This window comes from Burkholderia stabilis, from assembly GCF_001742165.1.
GTDB lineage: Bacteria > Pseudomonadota > Gammaproteobacteria > Burkholderiales > Burkholderiaceae > Burkholderia > Burkholderia stabilis.
Genome location: NZ_CP016442.1, coordinates 3,794,026 through 3,806,508, shown reverse-complemented (window position 1 = coordinate 3,806,508; position 12,483 = coordinate 3,794,026). Strand labels below are relative to the sequence as shown.

Genomic DNA, 12,483 nt, shown 5'->3' with positions numbered 1-12,483 from the left:
CTCCGCTCGCGATTACTGGGCCAGCGGCAGCTTCGACTGCGCGACGTGGGAGAGGAGGTTTTCCACGGAAACGTGCATCACGTCCGTGAAAGGCTTCGGGTACAGGCCCATCAGCAGCGTGAACGCGGCAAGCACGGCCAGCATCAGGAACTCGCGACGGCCGATGTCCTTCAACTTGGCGACGTGATCGTTCGCGACCGCGCCGAAGTACACGCGCTTGTACATCCACAGCGTGTAAGCGGCACCGAGGATCAGCGTGAACGCCGCGCCGAATGCGATCCAGAAGTTGTACTGGACGGCTGCGAGAATCACCATGAACTCGCCGACGAAACCCGACGTACCCGGCAGGCCGCAGTTGGCCATCGAGAACAGCATCGCGAATGCCGCGAACTTAGGCATCACGTTGACGACACCACCGTAATCGGCGATCTGGCGCGAGTGCACGCGGTCGTACAGCACGCCGATGCAGAGGAACATCGCGCCCGACACGAAGCCGTGCGAGATCATCTGGATGATCGCGCCTTCGACGCCGAGCTGGTTGAAGATGAAGAAGCCGAGCGTGACGAAGCCCATGTGTGCGATCGACGAATACGCGACCAGCTTCTTCATGTCGGCCTGCACCATCGCGACGAGGCCGATGTAGATCACCGCGATCAGCGACAGCGTGATCACGACCGGTGCCAGGAAGTGGCTTGCGTCAGGCGTGATCGGCAGCGAGAAGCGCAGGAAACCGTACGCGCCGAGCTTCAGCATGATCGCGGCCAGCACGACCGAGCCGCCCGTCGGCGCTTCCACGTGCGCGTCCGGCAGCCACGTGTGCACCGGCCACATCGGCACCTTCACCGCGAACGCGAGGAAGAACGCAATGAACAGCAGGATCTGTGGCGTCATCGCGATCTTCGCGTTCTGCCAGGTCGCCAGGTCGAACGAATGCGTTTCCGTGTACAGGTAGATCAGCGCGACCAGCATCAGCAGCGAGCCGGCCAGCGTGTACAGGAAGAACTTGAACGCCGCATACACGCGGTTCGGGCCACCCCACACGCCGATGATGATGTACATCGGGATCAGGGTTGCTTCGAAGAACACGTAGAACAGCAGGCCGTCGGCCGACGAGAACACGCCGATCATGATCCCGGACAGGATCAGGAACGCGGCGAGGTACTGCGCGACGTTCTCGGTGATCACTTCCCACGCGGCGATCACGACGATCACCGTGATCAGCGCGGTCAGCACGACGAACCACATCGAGATGCCGTCGACGCCGAGGTGGTACGCGATGTCGAAGCGCTCGATCCAGGTCGACTTCTCGACGAACTGCAGCGCAGCCGTGCTCGAGTCGAAGCCCGTGATCAGCGGAATCGTGACCGCCAGCCCGAGCAGCGAACCGATCAGCGCGACCCAGCGGGCCGTCCCCGGATTTTTATCGTTACCCACCGCAAGCACGAGGAGGCCGAAAACGATCGGCAGCCAGATCGCGGTACTGAGAATCGGAAAAGCGTGCATTAGTTGTCCCCCCGCCTTATTTGCCGCCGAGCGTTACAAACAGGGTCAGGAGCCCCAGCATGCCGATGATCATGGCGAACGCGTAGTGATAGATGTAACCGGATTGGAGGAAGCGGATCACGCTGGCGAACCAGCCGATGAACCGGGCGCTGCCGTTGACGAGGCCGTCGATCACGACGACGTCACCTTCCTTCCACAGGCCCCGGCCAATCGCCACCGAACCGCGGGCGAACACCACTTCGTTGATCTTGTCCATGTAGTACTTGTTGTCCAGCAGCGTGTAGATCGGGCCGAACGCGCGGCGGATCGACGCCGGCAGATCCGGACGCTTCAGGTACAGGAACCATGCGACGACGACACCGGCGAGCGCGAGCCAGACCGGCAGGCCCGACACCGAGTGCAGGCCCATGCCCACCCAGCCGTGGAACTCTTCGGCCATCTCGGCCAGCGCCGGGTGGTTTTCGCCGATGAAGATCACCTTGTCGAATGCCACGCCGTGCTGGAAGAAGTCGCCGAACAGCATCGGGCCGACCGCGATCGCACCGATGATCACCGACGGGATCGCCAGCAGGACCAGCGGCACCCACACGACCCACGGGGTCTCGTGCGGCTCGTGCGCGTGATCGTCATGACCGTGGCCATGGCCGTGGTCGTCGTGGCCGTGCGCGGCCGCCATGCCCATCGGCGACTCCGGATGCTTCGGCTTGCGGAAGCGCTCTTCGCCGTGGAACACCAGGAAGTACATGCGGAACGAGTACAGCGCCGTGACGAACACGCTCGCGACGACCGCGAAGTACGCGAAGCCCGAACCCGGCAGGTGCGACAGCTTCACCGCGTCGATGATCGAGTCCTTCGAGTAGAAGCCCGAGAAGAACGGCGTGCCGATCAGCGCGAGCGAACCGACGAGCGACGTGATCCACGTGATCGGCATGTACTTGCGCAGGCCGCCCATGTTGCGGATGTCCTGGTCGTGGTGCATGCCCATGATGACCGAGCCGGCGCCGAGGAACAGCAGCGCCTTGAAGAACGCGTGCGTCATCAGGTGGAACAACGCGACCGGGTACGCGGACACGCCGAGCGCGACGGTCATGTAGCCGAGCTGCGACAGCGTCGAATACGCAACCACGCGCTTGATGTCGTTCTGGATGATGCCGAGGAAGCCCATGAAGAGCGCCGTGATCGCGCCGATCACCGTGACGAACGACAGCGCGGTGTCCGACAGCTCGAACAGCGGCGACATGCGCGACACCATGAAGATACCGGCCGTCACCATCGTCGCCGCGTGAATCAGCGCCGAGATCGGGGTCGGGCCTTCCATCGAGTCCGGCAGCCACACGTGCAGCGGGAACTGAGCCGATTTACCCATCGCGCCGATGAACAGGCAGATACAGGCAACGGTCAGCAGGCCCCAGTCGGTGCCCGGGAAGTGCAGGCTCGCGAGCTCTGCGCGCTTCGCGAACACTTCGCCGTAGTTCATCGAGCCGGCGAACGCGAGCAGCAGGCCGATGCCGAGCAGGAAGCCGAAGTCGCCCACGCGGTTCACGAGGAACGCCTTCATGTTCGCGTAGATCGCGCTCTCACGCGTGAAGTAGAAGCCGATCAGCAGGTACGACACCAGACCCACCGCTTCCCAGCCGAAGAACAGCTGCAGGAAGTTGTTGCTCATCACGAGCATCAGCATCGAGAACGTGAATAGCGAGATGTACGAGAAGAAGCGCTGGTAGCCGTCCTCTTCCGCCATGTAGCCGATCGTGTAGATGTGCACCATCAGCGAGACGAAGGTCACGACGACCATCATCATCGCGGTCAGCGAATCGACGAGGAAGCCGACTTCGAGCTTCAGCGAGCCGACGTTCATCCATTCGTAGACGGTCGCGTTGAAGCTTGCGCCGCCCGTCACGTCGAAGAAGACTTTCGCCGACAGGAGGAACGCGATCATTACGCCGAGGATCGTGATCCGGTGTGCGCCCTTGCGCCCGACTGCGTTCCCGAACAGCCCCGCAATCAGCGAGCCGGCCAGCGGAGCGAGCGGAATCGCCAGCAGCAGGTTTTCATTGAGTGTCGTTGACATAACAGCGTTGCCTGAAATTAACCTTTGAGCTGATCGAGATCCTCGACATTGATCGTGTCGAGCTTACGGAACAGGGTCACCAGAATCGCAAGACCGATCGCAGCTTCCGCTGCAGCGACGGTCAGCACGAAGAACACGAAGATCTGGCCGTGCACATCGCCGAGGTAGTGCGAGAACGCGACGAAGTTGGTGTTCACCGCCAGCAGCATCAGTTCGATCGCCATCAGGATGATGATGATGTTGCGGCGGTTCAGGAAAATCCCGACGATCGCGATCGCAAAGAGGATCGCGCCGAGCACGAGGTAGTGAGCAAGAGTCAACATGGTTTTCTTTCCTCCGCTTAGCCGTTGGTGCTCGAACCGGCTTCGCTCTGCGCCGTTTCCGGCTGCGGCTTTTCCGCGTCCATCTTCACGAGGCGCACGCGATCGTTGCGGCGCACCTTGACCTGATCCGACACGCGCTGGCGCTTGCTGTCCTTGCCCTTGCGCTCGGTCAGCCCGATCGCGGCAATGATGGCGACCAGCAGCACGAGGCCGGCGATTTCGAACGCGAAGATGTAGTCGGTGTAGATCACCTTGCCGATCAGTCGTGTGTTCGACCAGTTGGCCATCTCGCCCGTCGCCATTGCGTGCACGGTTTGCGTGTCGCCGTAGCCGCGCCACAGGATCAGCGCGGTCTCGATCACGATGATCGCGCCGACCACGGTCGCCATCGGCACGAAGCGCTTGAAGTCGCGGCGCAGGTAATCGATGTTGATGTCCAGCATCATCACGACGAACAGGAACAGCACCATCACCGCGCCCACGTACACCAGCACCAGCAGGATCGCGAGGAACTCCGCTTCCAGCAGCATCCAGATCGCGGCGGCGTTGAAGAACGCCAGCACAAGGAAAAGCGCAGACGCCACCGGGTTGCGCGAAGTGATCACCTTCAGCCCTGATACCACCAGGAGCAGCGCGAAGATGTAGAACAGTACGGTCGTGAATTCCATGATTACCGGTTCATCGTTAGGCCATAGTCAGGCGCGGCTTGCGGGACGCTCTCGCGTGCCGCACCCGTCGCGGCGGCTCGGCCCGTGCTTCGGGCCGGCACTGCAAACACAATCAACGATACGGCGCGTCGGCAGCCTTCGCCGCTGCGATGTCCTTCTCGTAGCGATCGCCCACCGCGAGCAGCATTTCCTTCGTGAAATACAGGTCGCCGCGCTTTTCGCCGTGGTACTCGAGAATCTGCGTCTCGACGATCGAATCGACCGGGCAGCTCTCTTCGCAAAAACCGCAGAAGATGCACTTCGTCAGGTCGATGTCGTAGCGCGTCGTGCGGCGCGTGTTGTCCGCGCGCGTTTCCGATTCGATCGTGATCGCCATTGCGGGGCACACGGCCTCGCACAGCTTGCACGCAATGCAGCGCTCTTCGCCGTTCTCGTAGCGGCGCAGCGCATGCAGCCCGCGAAAGCGCGGCGAAATCGGGGTCTTTTCTTCCGGGAACTGCACGGTGAACTTGCGCTTGAACGTGTAACGACCGGTCAGCGCGAGCCCCTTCAGCAGCTCGGTCAGGAAGAAGGTCTTAAAGAAGTGTTGGATAGCCGTCATGATTTCGTCCTTACTTCACCCAGATGTTGAGCGGCGACATCATCCAGCAGCCGACCACGACCACCCAGATCACCGTGACGGGCAGGAACACCTTCCAGCCCAGGCGCATGATCTGGTCGTAACGGTAGCGCGGGAACGTCGCGCGGACCCAGATGAACACCGACAGCAGTGCGAATACCTTCAGCACCAGCCAGAAGATGCCCGGAATGAACGACAGGAACTCGAACGGTGCATCCCAGCCGCCGAGGAACAGCGTCGCAGCCAGCGCCGAGATCACGATCATGTTGATGTACTCGGCGAGGAAGAACAGCGCGAACGCCATGCCCGAGTAATCGATCATGTGACCGGCAACGATTTCCGACTCCCCTTCCACCACGTCGAACGGGTGGCGGTTCGTTTCGGCGATGCCCGAGATGAAGTAGACGACGAACGCCGGCAGCAGCGGCAGCCAGTTCCACGACAGGAAGTTCACGCCATGGCCGGCGAAGAAGCCGTGCTGCTGCGAGTTGACGATTTCCGACATGTTCAGGCTACCGGCGGTCATCAGCACGAGCACCAGCGCGAAGCCCATCGAGATTTCGTACGAAACCATCTGGGCGGCTGCACGCATCGCGCCGAGGAACGCGTACTTCGAGTTCGACGCCCAGCCTGCGAGGATCACCGCGTACACGCCGATCGACGAGATCGCCATCGCGTACAGCAGGCCCGCGTTGATGTTCGCGAGCACGGCCTGCGCCTGGAACGGGATCACGGCCCACACGGCGAACGCCGGCACGACGGTCATGACCGGCGCGATCAGGTACAGCCAGCGGCTGGCGGCGCTCGGCTGAATGACTTCCTTCAGCAGCAGCTTCAGCACGTCGGCGATCGGCTGCAGCAGGCCGCCGGGGCCGACGCGGTTCGGACCGAGACGCACGTGCATCCAGCCGATCAGCTTGCGTTCCCACAGAATCAGGTACGCGACGCACAGGAGGATGACGACGGAGACGACGAGGATGCGCACGACTGCCCACACCGTCGGCCACGCGACGCCGAGAAGCTGGGCCCCGCCCGCGTTGATCGTATCGAACAAGCTCATTTACGCCTTCTCCACCACCAGTTCACCGGACAGGCTGCCGAGCGCTGCGCCGGCAGGCGTCGCCGCCGACACGCGAACGACCGTCTCCGCAAGATTCGCGTCGCGCACGGCCGGCAACTGCACCGCACGCTCGCCCTGGCGCACGCGCACGGCGTCGCCCTCCTTCAAGCCCAGCTTGTCGAACAGCGCGGCCGGCAGGGCTGCGGCATTCGCCGCCTTCGCGGCGGCCGTCAGGTGCAGTGCACCTGCGCGGCGCACGAGCGCGTCGGCGTGATAGATCGGCACATCGGCCAGGCGCTCGAAGCCGCCGTTCGCGGCATTCGCCGCGACGCGCACCGGAGCGACCGACGTCTGGTTCGACAGACGGCCCGCGACGCCGGCGTCGCCGAGCGCTGCGAGACGCACTTCTTCCGCCGTCTCGTATTCGAAGTTCGGCAGACCGAGCAGGCTGCCGAGCACGCGCAGCACCTTCCACGCCGGACGCGTGTCGCCGAGCGGGCGCACGACGCCGTTGAAGCTCTGCACGGTGCCTTCCGCGTTGACGAACGTGCCGGCCGTTTCCGTGAACGGCGCAACCGGCAGCAGCACGTCGGCGTAGTCGAGGCCGTGCTTGAACGGCGACATCACGACGACCATCTCGGCCTGGTTCAGCGCGGCAAGCGCCTGCGCCGGATCGGCCGTGTCGAATTCCGGTTCGACGTTCAGCAGCACATAGCCCTTGCGCGGCTGCGCGAACGCTTCGCGTGCGTTCAGGCCGCCTTCGCCCGGCAGCGCGCCGACGACGTGCGCGCCGACCGTGTTCGCCGCTTCCGTCAGGAAACCGAACGTGGCGCCGGTGTTGTCGGCGATCCACTGCGCGACCGCGTGCAGCTTCGCGAATTCCGGATGGCGGACCGCGACGTTGCCGAGCAGCACTGCGCGGCGTTCGCCGTTCGCGAGCGACTGCGCGACAGCCTGTGCGGCCGGTGATGCCGTGACGCCCGCGAGCGTGTCGGGCAGCGCGACGCCGCGCAGTTGCGCGACGGCCGCAGCGACGCCGGCCAGCTCGTCGAGCCATGCGGACGGCGCGGCGACGATGCGCTGCGCGGTCGGGATCAGTGCGTCGTCACCGGTTGCGTGCAGGAAGTGCAGCTTCGCGCCGCTCTTCGCGGCCTGACGCAGGCGGGAAGCGAACAGCGGGTGGTCGCGGCGCAGGAACGAACCGACGACGAACGCGGCATCCACGTTCGAGAGATCGGCGATCGGCATGCCGAGCCACGGTGCGCCCTGGACCGGCGCCGAGAAATCCTGCTGACGCAGACGGAAATCGACGTTCGGCGTCTTCAGTTCGTTGGCGAGCTGCTTCACGAGGAACAGCTCTTCAGCGGTGCTGTGCGCGCTCGCGAGCATCGCCAGCGCGTTCGCGCCGTGATCCGCAGCGATGCCCTTCAGGCCCTTCGCGACATATTCGAGTGCGGTCTGCCAGTCGGTTTCGATCCACTGGCCGCCCTGCTTCAGCATCGGCTTCGTCAGGCGCTCTTCGCTGTTGAGGCCTTCGTACGAGAAGCGGTCCTTGTCCGAGATCCAGCATTCGTTGATCGCTTCGTTCTCGAACGGCAGCACGCGCATCACGCGGTTGTTCTTCACCTGCACGACGAGGTTCGCGCCGACGGAATCGTGCGGGCTCACCGACTTGCGGCGCGACAGTTCCCACGTACGGGCGCTGTAGCGGAACGGCTTGCTGGTCAGCGCGCCGACCGGGCACAGGTCGATCATGTTGCCCGACATCTCGGAGTCGACCGTCTTGCCGACGAACGTCGTGATTTCCGAGTGCTCGCCGCGGCCCAGCATGCCGAACTCCATCACGCCGGCGATTTCCTGGCCGAAGCGGACGCAGCGCGTGCAGTGGATGCAGCGCGACATTTCTTCCATCGAGATCAGCGGGCCCACGTTCTTGTGGAACACCACGCGCTTTTCTTCCGAGTAGCGCGACGACGACTTGCCGTAGCCGACCGCCAGATCCTGCAGCTGGCATTCGCCGCCCTGATCGCAGATCGGGCAATCGAGCGGGTGATTGATGAGGAGGAATTCCATCACCGACTGCTGCGCCTTCACAGCCTTGTCGGACTGCGTGCGGACGATCATGCCGGCCGACACGGGGGTCGCGCAGGCAGGCACGGCCTTCGGCATCTTCTCGACTTCGACGAGACACATCCGGCAGTTGGCCGCAACCGACAGTTTCTTGTGATAGCAGAAGTGAGGAATGTACGTATCCGCCTTGTGCGCAGCCTGGATCACCATGCTGCCTTCGGGCACCTCGACCTTCTTGCCGTCTATTTCAAGTTCAACCATGATGGTGAATGGTCCTTAACCTATTTCCGCTCGTTCGCGCCTTCGCCCGACCGTGCGCTCAAATTCCGCAACCGGGTTCGCTTCAGGCCGCAGCCGCGTGCGCGTGGCCGCCAACCATGCAGTGCTTGTGCTCGACGTGGTACGCGAATTCGTCCCAGTAGTGCTTGAGCATCCCGCGTACCGGCATCGCCGCCGCATCGCCGAGCGCACAGATCGTGCGGCCCATGATGTTCTCGGCAACCGAGTTCAGCAGGTCCAGATCTTCCTGACGGCCTTCGCCGTGCTCGATACGATTCACGACGCGATACAGCCAGCCGGTGCCTTCGCGGCACGGCGTGCACTGACCGCACGATTCCTCGTAATAGAAGTACGACAGGCGCAGCAGCGAGCGCACCATGCAGCGCGTCTCGTCCATCACGATCACCGCGCCGGAACCGAGCATCGAGCCCGCCTTCGCGATCGAATCGTAGTCGAGATCGGTCTGCATCATGATGTCGCCCGGGATCACCGGCGCCGACGAGCCGCCCGGAATCACGGCCTTGATCTTCTTGCCGCCGCGCATCCCGCCGGCGAGCTCCATCAGCGTCGCGAACGGCGTGCCGAGCGGCACTTCGTAGTTGCCCGGACGCTCGACGTCACCCGACACCGAGAAAATCTTCGTGCCGCCGTTGTTCGGCTTGCCGATCTCGAGGTAATTCTGCGGCCCGATGGACAGCAGGAACGGCACCGCGGCGAACGTCTCGGTGTTGTTGATCGTGGTCGGCTTGCCGTACACGCCGAAGCTCGCCGGGAACGGCGGCTTGAAGCGCGGCTGGCCCTTCTTGCCTTCGAGCGACTCGAGCAGTGCCGTTTCCTCGCCGCAGATGTACGCGCCGTAACCGTGGTGCGCGTGCAGCTGGAACGAGAATTCCGAGCCCATGATGTTGTCGCCGAGGAACCCGGCGGCGCGCGCTTCATCGAGCGCGGCCTCGAAGCGTCGATACACTTCGAAGATTTCGCCGTGGATGTAGTTGTAGCCGACGGTGATGCCCATCGCGTATGCGCCGATGGCCATGCCTTCGATCAGCGCGTGCGGGTTCCAGCGCAGGATGTCGCGATCCTTGAACGTGCCCGGCTCGCCTTCGTCCGAGTTGCAGACGAGGTACTTCTGCCCCGGGAACTGGCGCGGCATGAAGCTCCACTTCAGGCCGGTCGGGAAGCCCGCGCCGCCACGGCCGCGCAGGCCCGACGCCTTGACGTCGGCGATCACCTGCTCGGGCGTGATCTTTTCTTCGAGAATGCGGCGCAGCTGCTTGTAGCCACCGCGCGCAACGTAGTCTTCGAGATGCCAGTTCTCGCCGTTCAGACCAGCGAGGATCAGCGGTTTGATGTGACGGTCGTGGAGGGACGTCATTTCGAGAGCTCCTCAAGCAGCTGGTCGATCTTCTCGCGGCTCATGAAGCTGCACATTCTGTGATTGTTCACCAGCAGCACCGGCGCATCGCCGCACGAGCCCATGCATTCGCCTTCCTTCAGCGTGAACTTGCCGTCAGGCGTGGTTTCGCCGAAGCCGATGCCGAGCTTCTGTTTCAGGTAGTCGGCCGTCGCTTCCGCGCCGCCGTGCGGACCAAGCTGGCACGGCAGGTTCGTGCAAAGCGTGATCTTGTGCTTGCCGACCGGGTTGAGCTCGTACATCGTGTAGAACGTCGCGACTTCCTGCACGGCAACGGCCGGCATGCCGAGATAGTCCGCGACGAACTGCATCAGTTCGGGCGACAGCCAGCCGTGCTCTTCCTGAGCAACGGCCAACGCCGACATCACGGCGGACTGTTTCTGATCGGCGGGATACTTCGTCAACGCTCGATCGATTTCCTTCAGGCCTTCAGCTGAGATCATTTTCAGACACGACTCTTTCAATTCCTACCGAACGAACAACCTGCCGCACTGGGGTGCATGGGCAGACCTGGCGCTCACTGTTGACAGCCTGCGAAGCCGCGCCGGTTCAGCGCGCATCGCGTGTGACTTGCTGCTCGCCGCCCGCTCGCGCGGGCGGCGCAACCATTAGCGATCGATTTCGCCGAACACGATGTCCTGCGTACCGATGATCGTGACGGCGTCGGCGATCATGTGACCGCGCGCCATTTCGTCGAGCGACGCCAGGTGCGCGAAACCCGGTGCGCGAATCTTGAGGCGATACGGCTTGTTCGCACCGTCGGACACGAGATAGATGCCGAACTCGCCCTTCGGATGCTCGACCGCTGCGTAGGCTTCGCCTTCCGGCACATGGAAACCTTCGGTGAAGAGCTTGAAGTGGTGAATCAAGTCTTCCATGTTGGTTTTCATGCCGACGCGCGACGGCGGTGCAACCTTGTGATTGTCCGTCATCACCGGGCCCGGATTCTTGCGGAGCCACTCAATACACTGTTTCGCGATGCGGACCGACTGGCGCATTTCTTCGACACGCACCAGATAGCGGTCGTAGCAATCGCCGTTCACGCCGACCGGCACGTCGAAATCCATGCGGTCGTACACTTCGTACGGCTGCTTCTTGCGCAGATCCCACGCGATGCCCGAGCCACGCAGCATCGGGCCCGTCAGGCCCATCTGCAGCGCGCGTTCGGGGCTGACCACGCCGATCCCGACCAGACGCTGCTTCCAGATCCGGTTGTCGGTGAGCAGCGTTTCGTATTCGTCGACGCACTTCGGGAAGCGCGTGAAGAAATCGTCGATGAAATCGAGCACCGAGCCGCTGCGCGCTTCGTTCATCTTCGCGAGCGCCTTCTCGTTGCGAATCTTCGACGCCTTGTATTGCGGCATTGCGTCAGGCAGATCGCGGTAGACGCCGCCCGGGCGGTAATACGCCGCGTGCATCCGGGCACCGGACACCGCTTCGTACACGTCCATCAGGTCTTCGCGTTCGCGGAAGGCATACAGGAACACCGCCATCGCGCCGACGTCGAGTGCGTGTGCGCCGATCCACATCAGGTGGTTCAGCACGCGCGTGACCTCGTCGAACAGCACGCGGATGTACTGCGCGCGCTCAGGCACTTCGATGCCGAGCAGCTTTTCGATCGCGAGCACATAGCCGTGCTCGTTGACCATCATCGACACGTAGTCGAGACGGTCCATGTACGGCACGGACTGGATGAAGGTTTTGGATTCCGCGAGCTTTTCGGTCGCGCGGTGCAGCAGGCCGATGTGCGGATCGGCACGCTGGATGACTTCGCCGTCGAGCTCGAGCACGAGGCGCAGCACGCCGTGCGCTGCCGGGTGCTGCGGGCCGAAGTTGAGCGTGTAGTTCTTGATTTCTGCCATGACGCCCCCTTAATGTTTCAGACCGCCATAGCGATCCTCGCGGATCACGCGCGGCGTGATTTCGCGCGGCTCGATCGTCACCGGCTGGTACACGACGCGCTTCTCTTCCGGGTCGTAACGCATTTCGACGTAGCCCGACACCGGGAAGTCCTTGCGGAACGGGTGGCCGATGAAGCCGTAGTCGGTGAGGATGCGGCGCAGGTCGGGGTGGCCTTCGAACACGATGCCGTACAGGTCGAACGCTTCGCGCTCGTACCAGTTCGCGGAGGTCCAGATGTCGACCAGCGACGCCACGATCGGCAGGTCGTCGTCCGGCGCGAACGCGCGCAGGCGCAGGCGCCAGTTGTTCGTGACCGACAGCAGGTGCGACACGGCCGCGAAGCGCGGGCCGTCGTAGGCGCCGTCGCCGAAGGTCTGGTAGTCGACGCCGCAGAGATCGAGCAGTTGCTCGAAACGGAGCTTCGGATCGTCGCGCAGCATCTTTGCGACTTCGAGGTAATCGCTCGCCTTCACGACGAGCGTCAGTTCACCGATCGCTTCGGTGAGGCTCACCACGCGCGCGCCGAGCGCGGCTTCGAGGTTTGCCTTGAGGGTCTCGATTTTGCTTGCCATAT

At 63.3% G+C, this 12,483-nt stretch carries 11 protein-coding genes; all 11 read right to left on the bottom strand.

What is annotated here, in order from left to right; genetic code table 11:
- Window positions 1-12: 12 nt before the first annotated feature.
- A complete protein-coding gene (locus BBJ41_RS17765; RefSeq protein WP_069747468.1) occupies window positions 13-1,503 on the bottom strand; it encodes an NADH-quinone oxidoreductase subunit M in 1,491 nt (496 codons plus the stop codon).
- A 16-nt stretch (window positions 1,504-1,519) separates the two neighbouring features.
- Window positions 1,520-3,574, bottom strand: coding sequence for an NADH-quinone oxidoreductase subunit L (gene nuoL, locus BBJ41_RS17760; protein WP_069747467.1), 2,055 nt, complete (start codon window positions 3,572-3,574; stop codon window positions 1,520-1,522).
- A gap of 17 nt (window positions 3,575-3,591) precedes the next feature.
- Window positions 3,592-3,897 carry an NADH-quinone oxidoreductase subunit NuoK gene (gene nuoK, locus BBJ41_RS17755; protein WP_004185739.1) on the bottom strand — a complete coding sequence of 102 codons (306 nt, stop codon included), beginning with the start codon at window positions 3,895-3,897 and terminating at the stop codon, window positions 3,592-3,594.
- Window positions 3,898-3,914: 17 nt separating this feature from the next.
- Window positions 3,915-4,565 (bottom strand): NADH-quinone oxidoreductase subunit J, encoded by a 651-nt coding sequence (locus BBJ41_RS17750; RefSeq protein WP_069747466.1) that lies wholly within the window; start codon window positions 4,563-4,565, stop codon window positions 3,915-3,917.
- 112 nt (window positions 4,566-4,677) lie between these two features.
- The gene (gene nuoI / locus BBJ41_RS17745; RefSeq protein WP_009691265.1) at window positions 4,678-5,166 is read right to left on the bottom strand and encodes an NADH-quinone oxidoreductase subunit NuoI; all 489 of its coding nucleotides are present in this window, start codon (window positions 5,164-5,166) and stop codon (window positions 4,678-4,680) included.
- 10 nt (window positions 5,167-5,176) lie between these two features.
- Window positions 5,177-6,244 carry an NADH-quinone oxidoreductase subunit NuoH gene (nuoH, locus tag BBJ41_RS17740; RefSeq protein ID WP_069747465.1) on the bottom strand — a complete coding sequence of 356 codons (1,068 nt, stop codon included), beginning with the start codon at window positions 6,242-6,244 and terminating at the stop codon, window positions 5,177-5,179.
- On the bottom strand, window positions 6,245-8,575 hold the full coding sequence (nuoG, locus tag BBJ41_RS17735) for an NADH-quinone oxidoreductase subunit NuoG (RefSeq protein WP_069747464.1): 2,331 nt from the start codon (window positions 8,573-8,575) through the stop codon (window positions 6,245-6,247). It lies immediately after the preceding gene.
- An 82-nt stretch (window positions 8,576-8,657) separates the two neighbouring features.
- Window positions 8,658-9,968 carry an NADH-quinone oxidoreductase subunit NuoF gene (gene nuoF, locus BBJ41_RS17730; protein ID WP_069747463.1) on the bottom strand — a complete coding sequence of 437 codons (1,311 nt, stop codon included), beginning with the start codon at window positions 9,966-9,968 and terminating at the stop codon, window positions 8,658-8,660.
- Window positions 9,965-10,450 carry an NADH-quinone oxidoreductase subunit NuoE gene (nuoE, locus tag BBJ41_RS17725; protein ID WP_006756903.1) on the bottom strand — a complete coding sequence of 162 codons (486 nt, stop codon included), beginning with the start codon at window positions 10,448-10,450 and terminating at the stop codon, window positions 9,965-9,967. The genes nuoF and nuoE overlap by 4 nt, the downstream gene beginning before the upstream one ends.
- Before the next feature lie 165 nt (window positions 10,451-10,615).
- Window positions 10,616-11,869 (bottom strand): NADH-quinone oxidoreductase subunit D, encoded by a 1,254-nt coding sequence (locus BBJ41_RS17720; RefSeq protein WP_069747462.1) that lies wholly within the window; start codon window positions 11,867-11,869, stop codon window positions 10,616-10,618.
- Between the two features lie 9 nt (window positions 11,870-11,878).
- Window positions 11,879-12,481, bottom strand: a complete 603-nt coding sequence (locus BBJ41_RS17715) for an NADH-quinone oxidoreductase subunit C (protein WP_011352699.1) — start codon at window positions 12,479-12,481, stop codon at window positions 11,879-11,881.
- Between the last annotated feature and the right edge of the window lie 2 nt (window positions 12,482-12,483).

Bases quoted from the DNA above. Each gene is read 5' to 3' on its own strand.
- nuoF (WP_069747463.1), bottom strand. From the start codon at position 9,968: ATGACGTCCCTCCACGACCGTCACATCAAACCGCTGATCCTCGCTGGT.
- nuoH (WP_069747465.1), bottom strand. From the start codon at position 6,244: ATGAGCTTGTTCGATACGATCAACGCGGGCGGGGCCCAGCTTCTCGGC.
- BBJ41_RS17720 (WP_069747462.1), bottom strand. From the start codon at position 11,869: ATGGCAGAAATCAAGAACTACACGCTCAACTTCGGCCCGCAGCACCCG.
- nuoL (WP_069747467.1), bottom strand. From the start codon at position 3,574: ATGTCAACGACACTCAATGAAAACCTGCTGCTGGCGATTCCGCTCGCT.
- nuoE (WP_006756903.1), bottom strand. From the start codon at position 10,450: ATGATCTCAGCTGAAGGCCTGAAGGAAATCGATCGAGCGTTGACGAAG.
- BBJ41_RS17765 (WP_069747468.1), bottom strand. From the start codon at position 1,503: ATGCACGCTTTTCCGATTCTCAGTACCGCGATCTGGCTGCCGATCGTT.
- BBJ41_RS17750 (WP_069747466.1), bottom strand. From the start codon at position 4,565: ATGGAATTCACGACCGTACTGTTCTACATCTTCGCGCTGCTCCTGGTG.
- nuoG (WP_069747464.1), bottom strand. From the start codon at position 8,575: ATGGTTGAACTTGAAATAGACGGCAAGAAGGTCGAGGTGCCCGAAGGC.
- BBJ41_RS17715 (WP_011352699.1), bottom strand. From the start codon at position 12,481: ATGGCAAGCAAAATCGAGACCCTCAAGGCAAACCTCGAAGCCGCGCTC.
- nuoI (WP_009691265.1), bottom strand. From the start codon at position 5,166: ATGACGGCTATCCAACACTTCTTTAAGACCTTCTTCCTGACCGAGCTG.
- nuoK (WP_004185739.1), bottom strand. From the start codon at position 3,897: ATGTTGACTCTTGCTCACTACCTCGTGCTCGGCGCGATCCTCTTTGCG.